This window comes from Beijerinckia indica subsp. indica ATCC 9039 (assembly GCF_000019845.1).
GTDB lineage: Bacteria > Pseudomonadota > Alphaproteobacteria > Rhizobiales > Beijerinckiaceae > Beijerinckia > Beijerinckia indica.
The window spans coordinates 1,657,066-1,679,045 of the sequence record NC_010581.1; the positions used below are offsets into that span (position 1 = coordinate 1,657,066).

The 21,980-nt window shown below is 58.5% G+C and carries 20 protein-coding genes and 3 pseudogenes; 8 read left to right on the forward strand and 15 right to left on the reverse strand.

The genetic code is table 11. The features are described 5' to 3' along the window. Positions 1–67 precede the first annotated feature (67 nt). A complete protein-coding gene (locus tag BIND_RS07355) occupies positions 68–1,990 on the reverse strand; it encodes a peptidylprolyl isomerase (protein WP_012384445.1) in 1,923 nt (640 codons plus the stop codon). Positions 1,991–2,245: 255 nt separating this feature from the next. Between BIND_RS07355 and tpiA the strand changes: the two genes are divergently transcribed. The 3 genes from tpiA (at position 2,246) to BIND_RS07370 (ending at position 5,423) form a co-directional block, all read left to right on the forward strand. Continuing rightward, positions 2,246–3,004 (forward strand): triose-phosphate isomerase, encoded by a 759-nt coding sequence (gene tpiA, locus BIND_RS07360; RefSeq protein ID WP_012384446.1) that lies wholly within the window; start codon positions 2,246–2,248, stop codon positions 3,002–3,004. A gap of 228 nt (positions 3,005–3,232) precedes the next feature. Beyond that, positions 3,233–3,652 (forward strand): preprotein translocase subunit SecG, encoded by a 420-nt coding sequence (gene secG / locus BIND_RS07365; protein WP_012384447.1) that lies wholly within the window; start codon positions 3,233–3,235, stop codon positions 3,650–3,652. Positions 3,653–3,794: 142 nt separating this feature from the next. Then, the gene (locus BIND_RS07370) at positions 3,795–5,423 is read left to right on the forward strand and encodes a CTP synthase (RefSeq protein ID WP_012384448.1); all 1,629 of its coding nucleotides are present in this window, start codon (positions 3,795–3,797) and stop codon (positions 5,421–5,423) included. A gap of 86 nt (positions 5,424–5,509) precedes the next feature. Here BIND_RS07370 and BIND_RS21915 read toward each other — a convergent pair whose 3' ends face one another. Next, positions 5,510–5,641 carry a DUF4260 family protein gene (locus tag BIND_RS21915; protein ID WP_280110008.1) on the reverse strand — a complete coding sequence of 44 codons (132 nt, stop codon included), beginning with the start codon at positions 5,639–5,641 and terminating at the stop codon, positions 5,510–5,512. A 172-nt stretch (positions 5,642–5,813) separates the two neighbouring features. Continuing rightward, positions 5,814–6,704, reverse strand: a complete 891-nt coding sequence (locus BIND_RS07380) for a LysR family transcriptional regulator (protein WP_012384449.1) — start codon at positions 6,702–6,704, stop codon at positions 5,814–5,816. A gap of 158 nt (positions 6,705–6,862) precedes the next feature. Between BIND_RS07380 and BIND_RS07385 the strand changes: the two genes are divergently transcribed. After that, positions 6,863–7,183 carry a MoaF-related domain-containing protein gene (locus tag BIND_RS07385; RefSeq protein ID WP_012384450.1) on the forward strand — a complete coding sequence of 107 codons (321 nt, stop codon included), beginning with the start codon at positions 6,863–6,865 and terminating at the stop codon, positions 7,181–7,183. 23 nt (positions 7,184–7,206) lie between these two features. Continuing rightward, positions 7,207–7,953, forward strand: a complete 747-nt coding sequence (locus BIND_RS07390; protein ID WP_012384451.1) for an SDR family NAD(P)-dependent oxidoreductase — start codon at positions 7,207–7,209, stop codon at positions 7,951–7,953. Between the two features lie 125 nt (positions 7,954–8,078). Here BIND_RS07390 and BIND_RS22315 read toward each other — a convergent pair. Then, positions 8,079–8,249, reverse strand: a pseudogene (locus BIND_RS22315) (DUF4260 family protein); the annotation flags it as partial. A 231-nt stretch (positions 8,250–8,480) separates the two neighbouring features. Continuing rightward, positions 8,481–9,461: an NAD(P)H-binding protein gene (locus BIND_RS07395; RefSeq protein WP_012384452.1), complete on the reverse strand. Its 981-nt coding sequence runs from the start codon at positions 9,459–9,461 to the stop codon at positions 8,481–8,483. 102 nt (positions 9,462–9,563) lie between these two features. On the opposite strand from BIND_RS07395, the gene BIND_RS07400 reads away from it, so the two are divergent. Then, positions 9,564–10,505, forward strand: a complete 942-nt coding sequence (locus BIND_RS07400; protein ID WP_012384453.1) for a LysR family transcriptional regulator — start codon at positions 9,564–9,566, stop codon at positions 10,503–10,505. A 778-nt stretch (positions 10,506–11,283) separates the two neighbouring features. On the opposite strand, the pseudogene BIND_RS07415 reads toward BIND_RS07400, so the two are convergent. The 3 genes and pseudogenes from BIND_RS07415 to queF form a co-directional block, all read right to left on the reverse strand. Then, a pseudogene (locus tag BIND_RS07415) lies at positions 11,284–11,571 on the reverse strand (preQ(1) synthase); the annotation flags it as partial. 465 nt (positions 11,572–12,036) lie between these two features. Then, positions 12,037–12,498 (reverse strand): hypothetical protein, encoded by a 462-nt coding sequence (locus BIND_RS07425; protein WP_041777988.1) that lies wholly within the window; start codon positions 12,496–12,498, stop codon positions 12,037–12,039. A 224-nt stretch (positions 12,499–12,722) separates the two neighbouring features. Beyond that, on the reverse strand, positions 12,723–13,181 hold the full coding sequence (gene queF / locus BIND_RS07430) for a preQ(1) synthase (RefSeq protein ID WP_012384457.1): 459 nt from the start codon (positions 13,179–13,181) through the stop codon (positions 12,723–12,725). Positions 13,182–13,599: 418 nt separating this feature from the next. On the opposite strand from queF, the gene BIND_RS07435 reads away from it, so the two are divergent. Then, on the forward strand, positions 13,600–14,232 hold the full coding sequence (locus BIND_RS07435) for a TetR/AcrR family transcriptional regulator (protein ID WP_012384458.1): 633 nt from the start codon (positions 13,600–13,602) through the stop codon (positions 14,230–14,232). Between the two features lie 13 nt (positions 14,233–14,245). Here the strand turns inward: BIND_RS07435 and BIND_RS20085 are convergent, their stop codons facing one another. Further along, positions 14,246–15,130 carry a lytic transglycosylase domain-containing protein gene (locus BIND_RS20085; RefSeq protein WP_012384459.1) on the reverse strand — a complete coding sequence of 295 codons (885 nt, stop codon included), beginning with the start codon at positions 15,128–15,130 and terminating at the stop codon, positions 14,246–14,248. Positions 15,131–15,511: 381 nt separating this feature from the next. On the opposite strand from BIND_RS20085, the gene eno reads away from it, so the two are divergent. Beyond that, positions 15,512–16,795, forward strand: coding sequence for a phosphopyruvate hydratase (eno, locus tag BIND_RS07445; protein ID WP_012384460.1), 1,284 nt, complete (start codon positions 15,512–15,514; stop codon positions 16,793–16,795). Between the two features lie 615 nt (positions 16,796–17,410). Here eno and BIND_RS20555 read toward each other — a convergent pair. The 6 genes and pseudogenes from BIND_RS20555 to BIND_RS07475 form a co-directional block, all read right to left on the reverse strand. Further along, positions 17,411–17,835 (reverse strand): annotated as a pseudogene (locus tag BIND_RS20555) (nuclear transport factor 2 family protein). Between the two features lie 129 nt (positions 17,836–17,964). Then, on the reverse strand, positions 17,965–18,798 hold the full coding sequence (locus BIND_RS07455; RefSeq protein WP_012384461.1) for an oxidoreductase: 834 nt from the start codon (positions 18,796–18,798) through the stop codon (positions 17,965–17,967). Between the two features lie 17 nt (positions 18,799–18,815). Next, the gene (locus BIND_RS07460) at positions 18,816–19,343 is read right to left on the reverse strand and encodes a nuclear transport factor 2 family protein (protein WP_012384462.1); all 528 of its coding nucleotides are present in this window, start codon (positions 19,341–19,343) and stop codon (positions 18,816–18,818) included. Between the two features lie 44 nt (positions 19,344–19,387). Beyond that, positions 19,388–20,203 (reverse strand): SDR family oxidoreductase, encoded by an 816-nt coding sequence (locus tag BIND_RS07465; protein WP_012384463.1) that lies wholly within the window; start codon positions 20,201–20,203, stop codon positions 19,388–19,390. Between the two features lie 57 nt (positions 20,204–20,260). Beyond that, positions 20,261–20,662 (reverse strand): GlcG/HbpS family heme-binding protein, encoded by a 402-nt coding sequence (locus BIND_RS07470; protein ID WP_012384464.1) that lies wholly within the window; start codon positions 20,660–20,662, stop codon positions 20,261–20,263. Between the two features lie 161 nt (positions 20,663–20,823). After that, positions 20,824–21,702 (reverse strand): helix-turn-helix domain-containing protein, encoded by an 879-nt coding sequence (locus BIND_RS07475; protein WP_012384465.1) that lies wholly within the window; start codon positions 21,700–21,702, stop codon positions 20,824–20,826. Positions 21,703–21,980: the final 278 nt, after the last annotated feature.

The following is a 21,980-nucleotide window of genomic DNA, read 5'->3' on the forward strand; positions in this document are numbered from 1 at the left end:
TGCAGCTCTAACCTGGCGAACGCATCAGCTTTGCCCAAAAGGGAACGTCCCTTTTGGGTTTGATGCTCTAAAGACTGTTCGTGATGCTGCCAAGCGCCTGCAGATTGACCTTGGTGCCAAAGTCCTTTTGCAGCTTGGCGACATATTGCGCGAGGACATCTTCCTTGATCCCGCCATCGGCCTCTTTGGCGATGGCCGTGAGCGCGGGCGCGGCGGGATCAAAAGGAGGAACTTTGGCGTCCTGCACCTGGAATATGAGGCGACCCGAAGCATCCGCGGCTGAGCCCACGCCATGGACGCCGACATTGAAGATCTGCGTGACGACATTGGGCGGTAGGCCCTTGCCAGGCGTGTTGCCCGTCGGCTGGACGTCCGCGCGTGTCACGCCTTCGACATGCCGCACTTCGAGATTGCCATGGTCGCGCGCGACATCGGCAATGCTTTTGCCGCCGTCGATCTGTTCGATGAGTTCGGCTGCCGCCAGGGCGAGCTTGCGGTTTGTTTCATCCTGCCGCCAGGCGGCTTCGACCTCCGAGCGGGCTTCTTCCAACGTGCGGCGGCGTGCCTTGTCCACACCCTGCACCTCGAACCAGACGAAACCGCCCTGAGGGGTTGTCAGCGTATCATTGTCGACACCGACATCGGAGGCGAAAGCGGCTTTCAGAAGGGCAGGCCCATTGGGGAGATCGGCGATCGGTGCTCCCTGGGCATTTTGGCCATGGGCATCGACGGATTCGATTAACTGCGTCTTCAGTCCCAAAGATTGAGCGACCTCGCTCAGGTTCTTGCCGCTCGCGCGGAGATCCTCGATTTTGTCATGCAGGCCAGTAATCTCCTGGCGGGCCTTGGCTGTGGCGAGTTCCTGCTTCAAGCCAGCTTCGACAGAAGCGAAGGGCTGGACACTGGCTGGGATGATTTTGACGATCCGCAGCAGCTTGGCTCCGAACGCATCTTGAATCGGCTGGCTGACGGCGCCTTCCGGCAAAGCGAAAGCGGCTTCCGCAATCTTTTGATCGATGAGATCGGAGCGGGCGAGGGTGCCGAGATCAGCATCCTTAGCGCTGATATGCTGATCGGCGAGAAGCGCCTCGAAATTTTCACCTTGGTCGAGCCTTTGCCGCGCCTTGCCGGCAGTGGCGAGATCGGGAAAGGAAATCTGCTCGATCTGCCGTTTCTCCGGCACCGAGAAACGCTCGGCCTTGACCGAGTCATAGAGCTTTTGCACGTCCTCCGGTGCGATCGTCTGTGTGGCCGCAAGGGTGGTTGGGTCAAGCGAGAGAATCAACAGTTTGCGGCGTTCCTGCGTGGCATAGGCCTGGGCGCGGTCGGCGAAATATTTGCTGAGCTCGTCCTCTGTTGGCGCTGCTATCTCTCCCACGGAGGAGGCGGGCAGCAGGAACGTATCGACATCGCGCGCTTCGGTCTGGAAGGCATGGATCATCTCGAGCATGATCTTGGGCACGCTAAGACCGGTCACCACGGCGTCGGTGATCATGTGGCGTAACAGCAGCTCATGCTGCTCGCGCACAAAGGTTTTCTCGGTCATGCCATTGTCGCGCAGCAGCGCTTCGAAACGCTGGCGGTCGAAGGCGCCGTTCGCGCCTTTGAACAATTCATCCTTGGCGATAATTCTGGCTATTTCCGAATCAGCGAGTGCGAGGCCGAGCTTGTCTGCCTCCTGGTTGAGCGTGGCCTCACCGATGAGTCGCGCCAGGATCTGCCGATCGAGGCCCAGCATGCGCGCCTCCTCATGCGTGATGGCGCGGCGGGCCTGTCGTTGCAGGCGCTGCAGAATGGTCGAATAGGCCTCGCGATAGGCTTGTGTCGTGATCTCCGTGTCGCCAACCTTGGCCAAAGTATTGGCGCCAAGGTTGCGGAACATGTCGCCCACGCCCCAGATGATGAAGCTCAAAATGATGAGGCCCATCACCAAGGTCATGAGGGAACGGCCGATCCAACCGCGCGTGGCGACGCGCATCGCTTCCAACATTCAAGAATCTCGCTGTTGCTTTGGGTTTCTGCGGCACCTGATCCCAAGCGGAACAGGCGTTTCTGGTCGGATCTCGTTGTCAGGATAATCGACCAGCGCCGGATCAAGGCTCGAAAGCCGTCTTCGTTCCGCCGCTTGGTGGCGGCACTATAGAAAGCGGCGGGGTCCCCCGCAACGGGGCAGTTGCACCGTCATGCAGGCGTGCTACCAAACGAGACCGGGAAACCTGATGAAAAGATCGATGAAAGGCCGCTCATGACCAAAACATTACGCCCGCTTATCGCGGGAAATTGGAAGATGAATGGCCTGCGCAAGGATCTCGACGAAATTGCCGCTATCCGGGATGGCGGCGTGAAAGTGGGGGGAGCGGTGGAGATCGTGGTCTGCCCTCCATTCACCTTACTTGCGGCGGCTGCCAGCCTTTGCGAAGGCTCCGGGATCGGCATCGGCGGACAGGACTGCCATCCGGAGAAAAAGGGCGCCTTCACGGGGGATATCGCGCCGCCCATGCTCAAGGATTGCGGCGCCACTTACGTGATTCTGGGCCATTCCGAACGCCGTCTCATCCATGGCGAATCCGATGCCTTGATTCGTGACAAGATCAAGGGGGTACAAGCGGCTGGGCTCGCGGCGATCTTGTGCGTCGGCGAAACAGCGGAGCAAAGGAGTACCGGCCAGGCGCTTGCGGTCGTTGGCGAACAATTGGCGGGATCGATCCCGCGTGATGTTTCGATCGAGGGCCTGGTCATCGCCTATGAACCGGTCTGGGCCATCGGCACCGGTTTGACGCCGACCGCGGAGGATATAGCCGAAATGCATGGCTTCATCCGTGCGAAACTCGAAGAAAGCTGGCCGGGCAAGGCCGCAACAGTGCGGTTGCTCTATGGTGGCTCCGTCAAACCGAGCAATGCCGCCAAATTGCTCGCCATCGCCAATGTCGATGGCGCGTTGATCGGTGGCGCCAGTCTTATTGCGGCGGATTTTCTGGCGATCGCGGCGGCCTGTCCCGTGTGATGAAAGAGTCCGCAACATAAATTTTTTATTCTTTCTCGACCTTCCCCTAGCCAGAGGAAGGCACGCGGTATAGATCATGCCGCAGATGAAAGTCTGCGGCATGCGATGGGCCTTGAGCCGGTTCGTGCCAATTGCCCGGCCCCCAAAAGCCGATATTCCCCTTTCATTTTCAGCATGCCTGATTGGTCGGCGCCAATCAGGCTTATAGCGCTTGGAGCGGCTTGTCCGATGCAGACGGTTTTGATCGTCATTCATTTGATCGTCGTGATTGCTTTGGTCATCACAGTGTTGCTGCAGCGCTCGGAGGGTGGTGCCCTGGGCGTTGGCGGCGGCGGCGGTTTCATGACGGGTCGCGGCCAGGCCAATGTCCTGACCCGCGCGACAGCGATCCTCGCGGCTCTGTTCTTCACGACGAGCCTTGCTTTGACGATTCTCGCCAATCTGCATCGCGCGCCGAAATCGATCTTCGAGGGAACAGTGCCTGCCACGCAAGCTCCTGTCCAAGGTAAGGCGCCGGAGCAAAGCCAGGGCAATCTGCTCGATCAATTGCGACAAATGGAAGATCGTCGGCAGCCTTCGGCCCCGGCACCTCTGACGCCGCCCGAGCCTTCGCCGGTCACGCCTTCAGCGCCCACCCCCGGGCGGTGAGACCCGTACGGATTTATAATAGTTAACCGCAAGGCATGAGCCGCCAGCATTTGCGCGGGCCTTGAGCCTTGTTTGAAAAAGCGGGGACAGTCTTTCGAAAAGACTCCCGCTTCGGCTTCGAAAAGGATAAGGCTGTCAAACCATGGCGCGGTACATTTTCATCACCGGCGGCGTGGTTTCCTCCCTTGGCAAAGGTCTGGCCTCGGCGGCGCTCGGCGCTCTTCTCCAGGCGCGCGGCTATACCGTGCGGCTGCGCAAGCTCGACCCTTATCTGAACATCGATCCGGGGACGATGAGTCCTTATCAGCATGGGGAGGTCTTCGTCACCGATGACGGTGCCGAGACGGATCTCGACCTTGGCCATTACGAGCGTTTCACTGGCCGCCCGGCCGTCCGCGACGACAATATCACCACCGGCCGCATCTATCGGGATATTATCGCCAAGGAACGGCGCGGCGATTATCTCGGCGCGACGGTCCAGGTCGTGCCGCATGTGACCAATGCCATCAAGGAATTCATCCTGACCGGCAACGAGGGGCTTGATTTCGTCCTGGTCGAGATTGGGGGCACTGTCGGCGATATCGAGGGCCTGCCGTTCTTCGAGGCGATTCGTCAGCTCGGCAATGAGCTGCCGCGCGGCCATGCCATTTATATCCATTTGACACTGCTCCCCTACATCCCGAGCGCCGGGGAGCTCAAAACCAAGCCGACGCAGCATTCGGTCAAGGAATTGCGGTCGATCGGCATTCAGCCGCATATTCTGCTCTGCCGCACCGATCGTCCGATTCCCTTTGAGGAGCGCCGCAAGCTCGGGCTTTTCTGCAATGTGCGGGAAAATGCGGTGATCGAGGCGCGCGACGTCTCCTCGATCTATGACGTGCCGCATGCCTATCATGCGGCGGGGCTCGATCAGGAAGTGCTTTCGGCCTTTGGCATAGAGCCCGCGCCCAAGCCGGATATGAGCCGCTGGAAGGCGGTGATGGAGCGGATCGACAATCCCGAAGGCGAGGTGACGATCGCCATCGTCGGCAAATATACGGGGTTGAAGGATGCTTATAAGTCGCTGATCGAGGCCTTGTCCCACGGTGGTATCGCCAATCGGGTACGGGTCAATCTGGATTGGATCGAGTCGGAAATTTTCGAGGGGACCGATCCGGCGCCGCATCTCGAACATGTGCATGGCATTCTGGTGCCGGGCGGTTTTGGCCAGCGCGGCGCCGAGGGAAAGATGCTCGCCGCGCGTTTTGCCCGCCAGAGGAAAGTCCCCTTTTTCGGTATTTGTTTCGGCATGCAGATGGCAGTGATCGAGGCCGTGCGCTCGCTCGCCGATATTCCGCTCGCCAATTCGACTGAATTCGGCCCGACCAATGAACCCGTCGTCGGCCTGATGACGGAATGGATGCGCGACAACGAGTTGCAGATGCGCGCGGCGGAAGGTGATCTTGGCGGCACGATGCGGCTCGGAGCCTATCCGGCCTTGCTCGCGGCCGGTTCCAAGATTGCCGAAATCTATGGCGCTACGGAAATTTCCGAGCGTCATCGCCATCGCTACGAGGTCAATACGGCCTATCGTGAACAATTGGCCGAAAAGGGCATGATCTTCTCCGGCCTGTCTCCAGACGGCTTGCTGCCGGAAGTGGTGGAATTTCAGGATCACCCCTGGTTCATCGGGGTGCAATATCACCCCGAGCTGAAATCACGGCCTTTCGCGCCGCATCCCCTCTTTTCCAGTTTCATCGCGGCGGCCATGGAGCAGAGCCGGCTGGTTTAGTGCCGATTGGATATTCCGATCTGCTCCTGTTGATTGCCAGCCGAACCTTTCTGATTGCGACAGGTCGTAATCAGAAAGACGGGGGATTAGATGCGGCAGAGACGCAATCGCTTGCGCGATCCTGGCACGACCGCCGCCGCTCCAAGATAACCGAGATGCGTCACCCCGAACCCGGACGCGTATTTCAGGCCATAACCGACCATCCTATCGAAGCCAATATGAGCGACTCAAATCGCAGCTAGCCAGGGAGCAAGAGGACTTCCAGACAAAAAGCCCGCTCCACTCAGTAGTGCAGGTGTGATCAGTGTGTGAACTGCATTGTAGCCGATGGCTCCGGCCCTAGATTAGGCTGCGCGCTCAAGTTCTCATCGCGCGTAACGAGTGACGTCGCTACGGATTCAATGAAAGCCTTGAGGTCAGAAGATCAATAAAGGCACGCAGTTTAGGCGCGAGTTGCTTGCTTGTCGGCCATAAAATCGTCATGGCACGAGGCGTGGAAACCTCTGTAACCAAAAGTCGTTCCAGTTTGTTATCGGCCAGAGCCGACTTCACCTCAAAATCTGGCAAGCAGGCAACCCCTCGTCCTTCAAGAGCAAGATACGTGAGCGTCTCGATCGAGTTACAACTGACGGTCGATAGCTCTCGACTGCTCAAAATGCTCTCCCACCCTGGCACGGGCCACGGTTCGATTTTCCCGGTCGTGGGAAACCGGTAGAGCAGGCAGGGATGGCGGGGCAGTTCCGTCGCGCTCTCTGGCCGTCCCACCTTCTCCAAATAATCCGGCGAGGCGACGAGATGGCGATGAAAGACACCGAGCTGACGGCTGAGCAGTCGCGTATCGTCCGTTTCGCCAATGCGGACGGCCGCATCGAAGCCTTCGTCGATTAGATCGACTTTCCGATCCGAAAAATCGATGTCGAGTTCAACTTCGGGGTAACGCTGGATGAATTCCGAAAGCACGGGCAACAACATCGTGCCGATCGCCGGAAGGCTTACACGTAACTTTCCTTTTGGCGCAGCCCGTATGTCGCTCAATTCCTGCTCGGCAGCGTCAAGTTCTCCTAGAATGCGATGACATCTCTGGAGGAAGAGAGCCCCCTCTGCCGTCAGTTTCATGCTTCGGGTGTTGCGGTGGAACAGGCGTACGCCCAACCTTGCTTCGAGACGGGCGATGGTTTTTCCGACTGCGGACGCGGAAACGCCGTGCAGGCGGCCAGCTTCCACGAAACTCAGTGCCTCCGCTGCTGAGACGAACGCTGAAATGCCGGCGAGATTATCCATCGTTCGAGCTTAAGCTGGATGATTGCGGACGTAAAGGTCCGATCTGATCGGAACCCGAGCCTGTTTTTCGGCTCTGGAGCGATGGCTATCCTGGTCACAGAAGGCGGCATTGACGCGATACGCTCTATGCCATCCACCAGCAGTTTCACGGGAATAGCATGAACCAGATCGACCTCTTTCCCTACGCCGGACGCTCGTTCGTCGTGAACTACGGCGGAGACCTCGTCTTTCGGAACACCTATGCCGACGATGGCACGACCGTTACCGCCGAGTTCCTGCAGGGCCCGCAGAAGGGCGCCAGGATGACGGTGCCCTTCAAATGGACCGCCCTGGAGGGAGGTTTCCATCTGCTCTCGTGGCAGGAAAAGGACAAATCCACCGTGGTCCATTGCGACAACTTCGAAGCGAAGACCACCCGGTCCTTCTACACGATGATGGACGGCAGCTTCTACGTCATGTCCGGCACGATCTCAGAGTAAGAAACAACGCAAGGAAGAACACCATGACTCAACTGCATGGCAAGAAAGCCTTGGTCACGGGCGCTTCCCGTGGCATGGGCCGCGCGACGGCACTCGCTCTGGCAGCTGCCGGCGCGGAGGTGCTGGTCCACTACAGTTTCAATGAGAAGGCAGCAAACACCGTCGTCGAGGAGATCATAGGTAACGGCGGAAAAGCCCATGCCGTTGCAGCTGACTTGCGCGACATTCAAGGGACCTTCGACCTATCCGAGCGCGTCCGTGAGATTACTTCCGGAAAACTCGACATTCTCGTCGCCAATGCGGGTATCGCACGTCCAGCCCGTCTCGAAGATACGACAGTTGCAGACTTCGACGACATGTTTGCCGTCAATGTCAAAGCCCCTTTCTTTCTGGTGCAACAGTTGTCGCCTATCATGGGCGCTGGCAGCAGCATTATTCTCACCTCGTCGTTGGCGACCCGCACGACCGTCGGCGACCTCTCAGCCTATGCCGCCTCGAAGGGAGCGATCTCGACATTGGTGACCCATTTCGCAGCAGAGCTGGGTTCGCGTGGTATCCGCGTCAACGCGATCGCACCGGGTGTCGTCGCCACCGACATGTCGAGTTTCGTCGAAACGACCGAGGGTCAGGAATTCACCCTGGGTATCCAGGCGATCAAGCGCGTGGCGACGCCGGAGGATATTGCCGGGGTGATCGTGTTCCTTGCAGGTGATGATGCCCGCTGGGTTACGGGGGACGTCATTCGGGCCGATGGCGGTTCCAAGCTGTGACGTCGGCGATGGATTCGCTGAGTATAATGGGCCGCATCGATGTTGACGCCGTGAGCGCTTAGGGGATGCGCCACCTGATTGCAATAAGGGCAGGGATCGTCCGGGTTGTTTAGACTAGGATTGATAAGGTACGCCAGCATACTGAAGTCTGGAACGAAGAATAACGCACCGAACAACCACCATGAATGTCCGCCCCAGGCATAGGCGGAGCATGCGGTGCCAAAGATCAGCGCACCTTCTAAGTGTAGCACAATGCGCGGAGCACCATGGACCATACCATCAAGCGAAGCGTTCATTTGCTCTGCATCCTATCAGCTAATTCACCCTGAACATGTGTCCCGCTGTCTACAAACGGCCTTGGTCGGCCTACCATTCTGTCGCGCGATTCCGGCCAGCCTTGGATGAATTTTTGTGTTTTCAAAGAACGACAGCATCGAACCGAAAAGTGGTGCCACTTTTCGGATAAATTTGACGCGTTTACAGAATGTTAGAGCATCGCTCCTGATTCCGATTTATCGAGCGATGCTCTAATCGGCTTTTGGCAGGCAGCCGAGTCCGGTGAGTGAAATGCGCACGGCTTCTTCGAGAGGCGTATGCGGTTCTTTGCCGAGAAAGGTCGTGAGCTTGGCATTATCGAGCTTGAACGGAACCTTCCAGAGATAGCGCATTTCCCAGAGTTCTCGCATGAGAGGGACGAAGGGCGAGGCCAGACCCACGGCCCACCAGGGAAAGCGGCGGATTTTAACGCGGGATGGGCCGGCGGCGCGCTGGATCGCGCGGATGATTTCACAATCATCCTCAAGCCAATGGCCGCCGAAATGAAAGACCTCGTGGAGGCCAAGCCTGTCTTCCTGCTCGATAAGCTGCACAACCGTCTCGGCCATATCGGGGAGATAGGCCCAGGCATGGCCGACGCCTCTACGGCCTGGATCTGCGATCGAGGGGATCGGCCGGCCCGGCTTGACCACAGCGCTGATCCAGCTATTGGCCGTCACATTTGGCCCGAAGAAATCACCGGCGCGCAGAACGAGCGATTTGACGCCGTCCTTTTGCGCCTCGCGCAAGGCTGTCTCCACCTCGATGCGGATTTTTCCCTTGCGTGAAGGGGCCTCCTGCGGCGTGTCTTCCTTCAGGAGATGCGGTCCATCGACGGGAAAATTATAGATACTGCCGGGCAAAACGATGCGGGCACCGGAATGCCTCGCGGCTTCGATCGTATTGCGCAGCATGGGCATGACGAGCCCGGGCCAGTTTCGATAGAGCGGGGGATTGGCCGCATGGACGATGATGCTGGCGCCCTCGGCGGCGGCGATGATCTCCGCTTCATTGAGCGCATCGCCCTTTCGCCATTCGACCGATCCAGCCGGAAAATGGCAGCGCGCCGCTGCTGTCTCGGGGTTTCGGTTGACCGCCCTGATGCGCCAGCCACGGCGCAAAAGCGCACTGGCCACTTCATGACCAAAACCACCAGTCGCGCCGAGGATGAGCGCCAATTTTTTCTCGGACATTTCGTTCTCTATGATTCAGAAGAGGATCCGAGAAGATCTTCGGCTTGACGCCATATAAAATAAATCCCATGATTTATTGGGCTATCCATAAGAAAATTTATAATGACGCGGCAAATTGATTGGGAATTGATCCGTTCCTTCCTCGCCGTTTTGCGGCAGGGCAGTCTTTCGGCCGCGGCGCGAAGCCTCGGCTTGACCCAGCCGACCCTCGGCAATCACATCAGCCAATTGGAAGCGTTTTTGGGCGCTTCACTCTTCACCCGCTCGCGCCAGGGATTGACACCGACGCAAGCCGCCTTGGCGATCCTGCCCGAGGCCGAGGCGATGGATGCCGCCGCCCGGGCTTTTGCGCGCCGGGCCTCCGGTGAAACCGACGCCATGCGCGGCGCGGTGCGAATCACGGCGAGCGAAGTGATGGGCATGGAGGTTCTGCCGCTCCTGCTGCGTGATTTCATGCGCACTTATCCTGAGATCGTGGTCGAACTCTCGCTCACCAATCGCACCGAAGATCTTTTGCGGCGCGATGCCGATATTGCCGTCCGCATGGCACGCCCGGCTCAAGGCGCGTTGTTGACGCGCCACATAGGACGGATCGGGTTAGGAGCCTACGCGCACAGGGATTACCTCGAGACCCGTTCATGTCCCCGCGCCATCGATGATCTCAAAAGTCATGTGCTGATTGGCCTCGATCGGGACCGTTTGCCATCGGTTGAGGGTGAGCCTGACGACGATGTTGGGGGAGAACTGCGTTCCATCCTGCAAAACTGGCCCTGCACACTCAGAACCGATAACCATCTGGCTCACCTCGGCGCGATCCGGGCAGGACTTGGTCTTGGCATTTGCCAGCATGGCGTCGCGCGTCGCGACCCTGATCTTGTGCCTATTCTGCCCGAGATCATCAAACCAGCCCTGGATTGCTGGCTGGCGATGCATGAGGATCTCAAAGGGAGCCAAAGAACGCTGGTGCTGTTTCGTTATCTTGCGGCGGCGCTGAGCCAATATGCGGCGTCGAGCGCCGCTGGATGCGGAGATGGGCGGTCATGAATGGCGAAAGCGACCGCGTCGAACCTGAGAAGTGGGCACTATTTTTCGGATAAGTTTGATGCGTTTTCAAAAGCTTGGAACGCGTATCGGAGTCTGATTTCAAAAGTGACGCTCCAGCCGCGCTGTTGAAACATGCACCAGTCTGATCGTCTCGGCGCCGCGCACGCGAACTTCGATCGTCTCGTGTCGAGATCGACTTTGCACAATTTTGAAGACGTCAACCAGCGGTTGCCAGAATTATCCGCCACGGAGTCGATCGCGCTCCGGGCGAGGGATGAGGCTCGACTTCCCTTCAACACCTATTCGGCATTCCGGCGGCCGAGCCGAAGCTATATCGGCCTCTTTACATACAACTACCTAAAGTTTAAACATTAAGGCATATTGATGGTGAATTTAAGGCATTTGAAGAGGCGTAACCGGGAGTTGTAAAATTGTCTCACCTGGTGGATATAGTCATTTTCCTTTTGGCGATTTGTGGGGCCTTCGTGCTCATCGTGCTGAGCGGCAATCAGGTTAACCAATCTAACGAGTGGTGGCCGACGCAACCAAAGGTTTACCAACGGCACCCTTAGGGCCATCATCTTCGCCATATTCGATTTATGAAACGCAATTTGGGCTGGGAAATTTTCCCGGCCTTTTCTTTTGTTCCAAAGTCCTTTCAAACGGCCAAACCGATGAAGGCAATAGCTCACATGCGGTCGGCGTAGAGCAGGGCAGGTGAGCGAAGATCAGAGGAAGAAATGGCGGCGTGTCCCAGCGGAACGCCCACAAGCGACATTCACCCACGCCCGCGATAGGGTGCGACACCCTGGTCCGGGACCCAGGTGCCTGCTGGGAGTTCGCCAATCTGCCAGAAGACGTCGATCGGAATGCCGCCGCGCGGATACCAATAGCCGCCGATCCGGAACCAGGGCGGGGAGAGCAGTGTGACGAGATCCTTGCCGATCCTGATCGTGCAATCCTCATGGAATGCGCCGTGGTTGCGAAACGCGCCGAGATAGAGCTTGAGCGACTTCGATTCGACCAGCCAATCGCCCGGCACATAATCGATCACGAAAAGCACAAACCCTGCATCCACTCCATTGTCATTTAATTTAGCTGCTACATCAGAAATGTGGAAGGATGCTTCATTAGGTAGGCTTGGTGTTTCAGCTGGTATAAAAAAGCGTGTAAAAAACCGACACCAGTTAGCTTTCTTTCGTCAACCTGTAATATAATAGGCTCTTGATACACCCTAAGCCTTGAAACTTGCACGTACCTTATGTGTCTTGTTCATTTTTCCAATCCACGAAAAGAGCTTGGGCGGCTCGTGCCGTTAGTTCTGGCGCTGGCTCCAAACCCATTTCCTCGGCTTCCATTTTTGCAAGATGTTGTTGTAATTGTTCTTCCGTGCAGTGACTATCGAGAAGTCTGAGTATATCTGAAAGATATCGATCGTATTCATTCGATAAGTTTGGGTTGTCGCTTACTTCCAAGGGGTCCCAATACTTGAGGAGAAGAACTCGGAGGCGATTCGTTCTATCATCTTGGATCACCTGCTTCTGCCTTCTTGCAACCCGGTCTCGCTGCCTGCGCTTGCGTCGCTGGTCCAGCGGCCATGGTCGTCGCGCGGCTGGTCGGGGCGGTATTTCAAGAATAGCGGCGCGGTATCGAAACCCTGACACTTCATCAGCGTCTCGGGTGCGAGTCCACTCTCCATCAATTGCTCGGCGGCGAAGAGACGCAAGCTCGCCCGCGCCGTGCAAGGCGGCAAGCGGACAAAAGCGAGATGAATGGTGCCAAGGGCCTTCTCGCCTCCGTTCCAGAGCTCGACGGCGCGTCGAATTTTGGTGAGAGCGTAAGGATCGACCGGTTGTTCATAAGCGGTCGAAAGCATTGCGAGGATGCGCCGCTCGTCGGCAAGATGAAGTTTATCCTGTCCGCTTCGATCGGCTCTCATCTTGGAAAGAAAGGTGCCAGCGCCGAGTGCGAGCCGCTTATTCGTAAATTCCATCCTTTCGTGAGAGCCGTTTAAGCTCTTCCGCTCCCGGGCGGCTGAAATCTCTTCTGTTAAATTCATAAAAATCCGCTTCCACGGCCACAATATCCGGCCGGGGGTCGGGGATGAGCCGTTCAAACCGCAAAAACGGCGCGTGGACAAAGATCAGGGGAAGAAAAGTCCTTTAGCTAAAAAAGCCGCGCTTCACACGCGGCATGGAAGTGCTTGCAACCCTCGCCTCACCCACGCCCGCGATAGGGCGCGACGCCCTGATCCGGGACCCAGGTGCCTGCTGGGAGTTCGCCAATCTGCCAGAAGACGTCGATCGGGATGCCGCCGCGCGGATACCAATAGCCACCGATCCGGAACCAGAGCGGGGAGAGCAGGGTGACGAGATCCTTGCCAATCCTGATCGTGCAATCCTCATGGAAAGCGCCATGGTTGCGAAACGCGCCAAGATAGAGCTTGAGCGACTTCGATTCGACCAGCCAATCGCCCGGCACATAATCGATTACGATATGCGCGAAATCCGGCTGCCCCGTTACCGGACAGAGCGAGGTAAATTCCGGGGCTGTGAAACGGGCGACATAAGACGTGCCGGGATGCGGATTGGCGACCCGTTCAAGTTTTGCCTCCTCCGGTGAGGCGGGAAGCGCAACGGCGCGGCCGAGCAGGGGGGCATCTGAGAAAGAGGACAAGGATTGTTCCCAATTGGATCAGGCGTGGGCCAGCGAGGCGCAACATAAGCCACGATATTTTTACAAAATGTAGGGATTTCTGCGGAAATTTCCGCATTTCCGCAAGCGACCTCTTCTTGGACGGATAAGGCGGCGCATCAAGCGGCTTGGGCTGAGGCAACAAGCTCCTGAAAAACAACGGTCTTTATCAATAACACAAATATGTTCTAGAGATATCAATATATGAAAATCGACATAGAGATAACAGATATTGATATATGTCATTGATTATCTGAACTTAAATATCTGGCATATGAAATCGTGATGATGATATTCTTGAATCAATTTATGATTTTGCTAGGAAATAAAGGGCCGAGAAGGCATCCTGGGGTGTGTCCAGCAGCGTCTTTCAGCGCAATTCAAGGCGGGCTTTCCCTCAATGGTGACGCATAAATCCCTCTTCAATGCGGGTCCTTTGACCGCCGAGCGCATTCTCGACGCCACGGAAGATGTTCTGCGTCGTTTCGGGCCCCTTAAAACCACGGTCATTGATGTGGCGCGTTTGCTCCGTGTCAGCCACGGCAGCGTTTACCGGCATTTCGCCCATAAGAACGCATTGCTCGATTCCGTGCTTGAACGTTGGCTCTCTCGCCTCTCGGGGCCGCTCGCCGTCATTGCCGCCGAACCCGGTCCCGCGCCCGAACGTCTGCGACGCTGGTTCGATGTCATGATCAGGGTTCTGCGCAGCAAGGCGCGCGAAGATCCCGATCTTTTCGCGACCTATGTCGCCATGGCGGCGGAGACCGGCATTGCCTTTCAGGCCCATGGCGATCGGCTGCGGACTCATCTTGCCAAAATTCTCGACGATGGCCTGCGCCAGGGGCAGTTTCAGATTACCGATCCTCATGCGGCTGGAGCCGCTTTGCTCGATGCGACGGTTCGATTCCACCATCCCCTGCATGCCGGGGAATGGAGCGAGACGAATATCGACCGGGAGTTCGAGGCCGTCTGGTCGCTTGCTATGCGCGGCTTGGAAGCGCGCGGTTCGGAAACCGCTCGGCCACGATTTTGATGGCTGTTCCATCTTAGCGTGCCGCCAGGCGCTTCCAGCGCGCCTCGATCCGCGCGGTAATGGCGCGGACCCGCGCCTCATGGGCGGCCCAAAAGGACCGGCTGACAGCGGCTGTCCGAATGCGGCCCGGGCGCCAATGGGAGACGATTGCCGGTCTGCTGGCGGCGAAGGCAGGAAGCAGGGCCGGCGCGGTGCCCGTACCATAGGGCGAGCCACGCGCGGCAAGATGCGCCTTCGCCCTTTGGCAATAGGATTGGGAAAGCGGGGTCATGATCTCTTCGCCATGACCGGCGCGATATTTCATGAGGGCGCGACAGAGATCGCCATTGGCGAGTTGCCAGGCGCGCCCAAGATAAAGCGCGCCATAGCGAAGATTGACCTCCGGCCTTGCGAGCTCCATGGTGCTTCCCCGAAAGCCGAGCATGGCGGCTGTTTCGGGGCGCACCTGCATCAAGCCGATTTCCCCGACGCCGCCAATGACACTCGGATCATAGCCGCTTTCGATGGCGACCACGGCATCGGCGATTTCCGGCGGAAGGCCATTTTTGCGCGCTTCGCTGAGAATCAGCGCTTGATAGGGTTTTGCCGCCGCTGGAAGCGTGCCTTCCTTGCGATCATCAGTTTGGCTGCCCGTGGGAGTGGGAGCGGAGGCCTGGGGCGGCTTGGCGGAGGGAATCGGTCCCTCGATGGGGAGATTGGCGGCGGCTCGTCCCGGCATCGGGGCCATCAACACCATAGTGACAATCAGGATAATGAAAGGCTTGTAGCTGTCACTACCCAAGCTGCTGCAAAGGATCAGAGGAAGGGGGGATTCGTGGCTTTTCTTGCCTGCAATTGAAGCGTAGGAGCGAAACCGGGAAGAAAGGGGAGGTTTGAGAAAAGCCAAGGATCGCCGCATGCTGGATGTTGCAAGACGTGCAAAACGTTCTAATCCTTAAAAGTTAAGGCAATCCTATGGTTATGCTGGCGATTGATCACGGGATCGGTCGATCGGGGGAGGGGAAAGGCCTTGATTTCGCCCTGTCATCCGGTCTTGACGAAGCAATCGTACAAGGGCTGCGCGGAAAGCCCATGGAAACAAGGGGGTCATGGGGGCAGTAAGGCGGTCACATTCGTTTCGATGATCCAGCCTATCCGTTTGCCGCTCATGGGGGACGCTTGACCTTTGCCGCGGGCCTGCCCAAGCATGGATCAGTGGTTCTTACCCGAAACTATATGCCGACCTGCGTCGGATTTTTCACCTTCGCCTGTACCATCTTTGCTAGTTCAAGGAGTTTCAATGACTGCCATCGTCGACATCGCTGCTCGGGAAATCTTGGACAGCCGTGGCAATCCGACCATTGAGGTCGATGTCACCTTGGAAGACGGCTCGCAGGGACGCGCCGCCGTTCCCTCCGGCGCCTCGACGGGCGCGCATGAGGCCGTCGAATTGCGTGATGGCGACAAGAGCCGGTTCGGCGGCAAGGGCGTGCTGAAGGCTGTGGAAAATGTCGATCGCGATATTTTCGACGCCTTGAGCGGCCTCGATGCCGAGGATCAGGTGCATATCGATCAAGTGATGCTCGAACTGGACGGAACGCCGAATAAGGGACGGCTTGGCGCCAATGCCATTCTCGGTGTCTCGCTAGCCGTTGCCAAGGCGGCGGCCGAGGCATCGAGCCTGCCGCTTTATCGCTATGTCGGCGGCGTCCAGGCGCGTGTCCTCCCCGTTCCGATGATGAACATCATCAATGGCGGCGCGCATGCCGATAATCCGATCGATTTCCAGGAATTCATGATCCTGCCGGTCGGCGCGCCGAACCTCAAGGAAGCCGTGCGTTGGGGCGCCGAGGTTTTTCACGTGCTGAAAGGCGCGCTGAAAAAGGCTGGCCATAATACCAATGTGGGTGATGAAGGCGGCTTCGCGCCGAATCTGCCCTCGGCCGAGGCTTCGCTTGAATTCATTGTGAAGGCGATTACCGACGCAGGGTTCAAGCCTGGCGAGGACATCTATCTCGGCCTCGATTGCGCCTCGACCGAATTCTTCAAGGACGGCAAATATGTCTACGAGGGTGAGGGCAAGACCCGCAACCTTGAGGAACAAGCCGCCTATCTTGGCAAGCTGGTCGAGAGCTTCCCGATTGTCACCATCGAAGATGGCATGTCCGAGGATGATTGGGAGGGCTGGAAGATCCTGACCGATCTGATCGGCAAGAAATGCCAGCTCGTTGGTGACGATCTCTTCGTCACCAATGTCAGCCGCCTCTCGCAGGGCATTTCGAAGGGCATCGCCAATTCCATCCTGGTCAAGGTCAACCAGATCGGCTCCCTGACCGAAACGCTCGCCGCCGTCGATATGGCGCAGCGCGCGGGCTATACGGCGGTCATGTCGCATCGTTCAGGCGAGACAGAGGATTCGACCATCGCGGATTTGGCAGTCGCGACCAATTGCGGACAGATCAAGACCGGCTCGCTCGCCCGTTCCGACCGGTTGGCGAAATATAACCAACTCATCCGCATCGAGGAAGAACTGGGCAGCCAAGCCGTCTATGCCGGCCGGGCAGCATTGAAGGCTTTGGCCTGATCAGGTTGAGGCAAGGTTACGGTTCTATTGTGGAACTGTGATCCGGCGTTAGAAAAAGAAACGGCGGTTTCGCGAGCGCGGAGCCGCCATTTTCTTTTGAAAAGTCTGTGTCGGTCAAAAATGACATCAAGCGATCCTTTTCAAGGCTTCGATGTCATTGTTTCAAGATCTGGAGTGCCGGGAAGCAGTCGTTCAAGCGGCATTGTCAATGCGGCCTTTGCGCCAACTGAGGACACCAAATCTTTGCCCGCCGAACGACTGCTTGCGGTTCACTGAACGATTCCCCTAGTGATATCACCTCAAAGAAAGAGTTCGAATCCCTTCCGGCCCGCCAACCCCGCCGATTACCCTCCATAGCCCGATAGTGCCGCCGATTTCCGCATGACACCAAGCGGTATAGCGAACCGCCGATTCCACGCTATCACCCGATACTTGCTAGTCGGCGACAATCGAAGCCTGATCGCCTGGACCAAAATGCTCGTCAGGCTGAGCTTCTATGACAGGGGCCACGGTAAAGGTTAGACGGACTGCGATACCGGGATAACTGCCCGATGTGATGGGGATGGATCTTGCCGGCGTCCTCCATCACTGGCATTGGGCTTCTTGTGCCGGGTGTCAAAGACCGAGATCGGACAATCCCGGATGATCATCGGGCCGCCGTCCGAGCGGCCAGTGGAATTTGCGATCGCTCACGGCGATCGGCAAATCGTTGATGTACGCGAAGCGTCGCTGCATCAGGCCGGCTTCATCATATTCCCAATTCTCGTTGCCGTAGGACCGGAACCAGTTGCCGCTGTCGTCATGCCATTCATAGGCATAGCGGACCGCGATCCGGTTGCCATCGGAGGTCCATAATTCCTTGATCAGCCGGTAGTCGAGTTCCTTCGCCCATTTGCGCGTGAGGAATGCGACGATTTCAGCCCTGCCCGCGATAAATTCGGCCCGATTCCGCCAGCGGCTGTCGGGTGTAAGCCGTCTTCGGCAAGACGGACCTTCTGCTGTGCGGTTTCGAGCGTGAACGGTGGAGCGAGAACAGACATTCCAAATTCCTTTCGATTTTCAGATGATTGGTAGCTTCTTTACGACAGAGGGGAGTTCGGCTGGCGCAATTGCCGCAATTCTTCGAAGGCGAGCGCACTGGAGGGTGCGGACGACCGCCCGGATTGCCTTCAGGACTGCGGGAAGTCAGTCGAGATCGAGACGTGTCGCCATTGGGTGAGGATGCTGGCGTCAGATGCGTGCTTGGCCTCTATGGCGGCGACGGTGTCGCTGCCGAGCGGCAGGCGCACGGGCGGGTTGGGCGCTTCGACGAACTCGACGATCACCCGCGCCAGCCGGTCCGGGTCGCCGGGTTGGGCGTGGTTGAGATCCGCAGCGCGCGTCCTTACAGCGCCCGCCGTATCGGCATAGTCAGCGATCGGGTGCGCACTGACGGAAAGCGAGCTGGAGTCGAGGAAATCGGTCCGGAAATACCCTGGCTCGATCACTGTGACATGAATACCCAGCGGGGCAAGTTCGGCACGAAGGGATTCCGAGAGGCCTTCCACGGCGAATTTGGTCGAGCTGTAGATGCCGAAGCCCGGTCCAGCCCGATAACCGCCAATCGAAGAGATATTCAGGATGCGTCCCGAGCGGACTGCCCGCATATGTGGCAGCACCGCGCGCGTGACGGCAAGCAGGCCGAACACGTTTGTTCGATAGAGCCTCTCGACGTCTTCAGCGGTCGCTTCCTCGACCGCGCCCAGCAGGCCGAAGCCGGCATTGTTGAGCAGCACGTCGATCTGTCCGAAGCGCTGGATCGCCGACTGCGCAGCAACCTTGGCCTGTCCCTCGTCGGTAACGTCAAGCGCGACGGCGAGCAGGTTGGGATGATCGCCCAGGCGCTCCGTGATGCTCTTTGGATTGCGCGCCGTCGCGACGACGTTGTCACCCTGTGCGAGGGCCAGTTCGGCAATGCGCGCACCAAAGCCACGCGATGCACCCGTGATGAACCAGGTTTTCATGGATCGTTCCTTTCCTGTCAGTTTGCCGGCGCCGGTGCGACGCGAGCCCAGAGGTCGTTGAATTCGATGGCGTCGAAAAAGGCCGATGCCCTGATGATCTGGCCGTTTCGCATGTCGAGGAACCAGGCGTAGGTGTTGGCGTAAGGTTGGCCGTCGCGTGCGGTGCCGCGGGCGTCGAAGAAGACGACTACCGTATCGCCATCGGCATAGAGGCTGCGGACCGTGGGCTTCAGCGGCGCCTGCATCCGCGCGTTGAACGGGCGGATCACCTCGCGCATGAAAGCTTCCTTGGTGGGATAGGTCCTCGATGCGACCGAATATCCCTCAATCGTCCAGCGCGCGTCGTCGGCGAGAAGGTCGTAGGGGCTGCCGGTTCCGCCGCGCCAGGCGTCGAAACTTTGCTGGACCGCAGCCTTGTTCCGTATCCCGGTATCGAAGGAGGCTCGGGCTTCGGGCTGGATCGCAACCAGCGCCACTGTGGTCGCGGCAACGCCCAGCGCGGCATTGTAGATGTCGCGCGTGCGGGTCTTGAGCGTGGGAAGCATGGCGAATTCCTTTCGATGGAGGTGCGCCCGTCGCGGAGGCCGGTTCAGATCCGGTTTTCCCAGGCGGCGAGCTGATGATCCTTCAGCATGTCCTCGATCACCTTGGGAACGACGTTGCGGAACTTGCCTTCATCGGCCGGAACGATCTCGATCATGCGATCGATCATTTCCTTCGGGTCCATCTTGCCTTCGGGGGTGGCGAAGAAGTCGTCGAAACCCTTGCGCAGGTCGGCGCGCTTGGTAAAGTTCACGTTGTCGTCGAGCCAGCGGAACGGATTGTCCGCCATGGTCTCGTTGTAGCCGGTGTAGTAGGCGCCCGGATTGATCGTCTGGATCTTGATGCCATAGGCTGCCAGTTCCTGCTGGAGCGCTTCGGCGATCGATTCCAGCGCATGTTTGGTCGAGACATAGGTGCCCCAGTTCGCCGGAGTGAACAGGCCGCCCATCGAGGAGGTGAAGACCACCTTCTTGCCCTCGGCCTTGCCTTCGCGAACCCAGCGCTGGACGACGCCCTGCGTCAGTTGCAGCGGGAGGAAGACGTTCACCTCGAAATTCTTCCGCACGAGATCGACCGGGATTTCCCAGACCGGACCGGCTTCGCCCATGCCGGCATTGTTCCAGAGGATATCGAAGTCCCAGGACAGCGCCTGGCGGATATCATACTGGTCGGTGAGGTCGAGCCGGGCGACCTTGACGCGATCGCTAAGGCCCAGCGCTTCGACTTCCTCGCGTAACGGCGTCACCTGCGAGGCGACATGGACAGTGGCGATGATGTTGTGGCCGTTCTTGGCCATGCCGATGGCGGCGCCCTTGCCGAAGCCCGAGCCAGCGCCGGTGATGAGGATGGTCTTGGTTGTCATGGTATATTCCTTTCAAATTCAATCGGGTTGATGGTTGGGTGTTGGGTCGTTTGTCGTTCAGTTGCCGAGTGCCGCGACGGCGGCTTCGGCGATGTCGAGATCCTGGGCGACTGCGCCGCCGGACACGCCGACTGCGCCGATCAGGGAACCACCGGCGTCGATGAGGGGGAGCCCCCTGGCGAAGACGACCAGGCCGCCATTGGTCTGTTCGAGACCGGGCGAAGTGCCGCCGGGTTTGCAGAACTCGCCGATCGCCTCGGTGCGCTTGCCAAACAGGGCAGCCGTCCGGGCCTTGCCCAGAGTGATGTCGATGGAGCCCAGAAGGACGCCATCCATCCGGGCGAAGGCCTTTAGGCTCGTACCGGCGTCCAGAACGGCGATGTTGGCCGGAACGCCGATGCCATGGGCCCGCGCCTCCCCGGCGGCGATGATCTTGCGGGCTATGTCAATGGTAAGCATTTGCGATCTCCTGCCTTTCGAAGGCCGGGAGGGTGGGTGTTCCCTTCCGATGAGGCAGGTGTACGCCGCGGGCATGCGGAGGTATTTCCACATCCTGCGGAGCGGTGCGCAGATCTTGCGCTGTTGCCGATTCTGCTAAATTCGGGGATTGGTCGTCCGCGTTAGCGGATATGCAGATCGCGATACTGGCCCGGCGTCAGGCCGGTCGCCTTGCGAAACACACGAATGAAGTTGGCCTGAGAACCGAAGCCGGTATCGAGCGCGATTTCGATCAGGGACGAATGTCTGAGTGCCAGCTTGTCACGGGCAGCCTGGACGCGGCGGTCGGTGACGTAACGATGCGGCGACAAGCCGGTCGCGTCCTTGAACAACCGGGAAAAGTGGAACGGACTGAGGCAGGCCTCGGCCGCCAGATCGTCGAGCGCGATATCCGTCGCGAGACGCGCCTCGATGAAATCGAGCACGCGTTTCAGTCGCCTGGGATCGAGGGAGGGGGCTCTGGCCGTCGAACGCCATTGCTGGACGCCGTAGCTGCCGAGCAGATGCCCCGCCAACACCGCCTGCATGCCATCGACAATGAGACGATCGGTCGGCTGCGAGGGACGATCGAGCAGGCTGCGAAAGGTCAATCCGATCTGAAGCAGCATCGGATCGGAAAGCCCTCCCGCATAGGCGATCTGCGCCTTGGCCGGATCGATGTCATAATCCGCCAGGGCGCTATGGTCGATGAGCGTGGCGGGCAGGAACAGGTGCAGGCATTCCATCGAGCCGAAAAGTTCGATCCGGCTTTCCTGTGTTCCGGACGGAACGATCCAGCTCATGCCAGGCCGTCCAAGCGTGTCCTGTGTCTCGCCATTGCCGGTGCGGCTCACGCCCGCGCGCCCGGCGAGCATCAGGACGATTTCCGTGCATTCCGTGGGGAGAGCCGTCTGGGCGCCTGCTTCGAGATGCCGGCGCTCGATACGCAGAGATGACCATTCGGCTTGATCCAGCCGCTCGCTCAAATGATATTTGCGGTCTCCGTAAGTCGCCAGAGTCATGCAGATCCTCGCGAAATGTAATTTAAACGCCTCCCTTCGAGGGTCGACAGGATGAGAAGATCGTGATCGGGCAAGCCGACAATTCTGGCGTTCAGTAGAAGATGAACGAATGCCGGGTTTCTGGCAAGCGACAGGCGTTCCCAGTCATGATTGCGCGCGAAGCGGATATGCGCCACCAAACATCCGATATGACCACCGATATCTACGCAACTACCGCCGAAAGCCGCCTTTGCCGTACCGGATAAGATATACGTCGATTTATCATAGGCTTACGACAA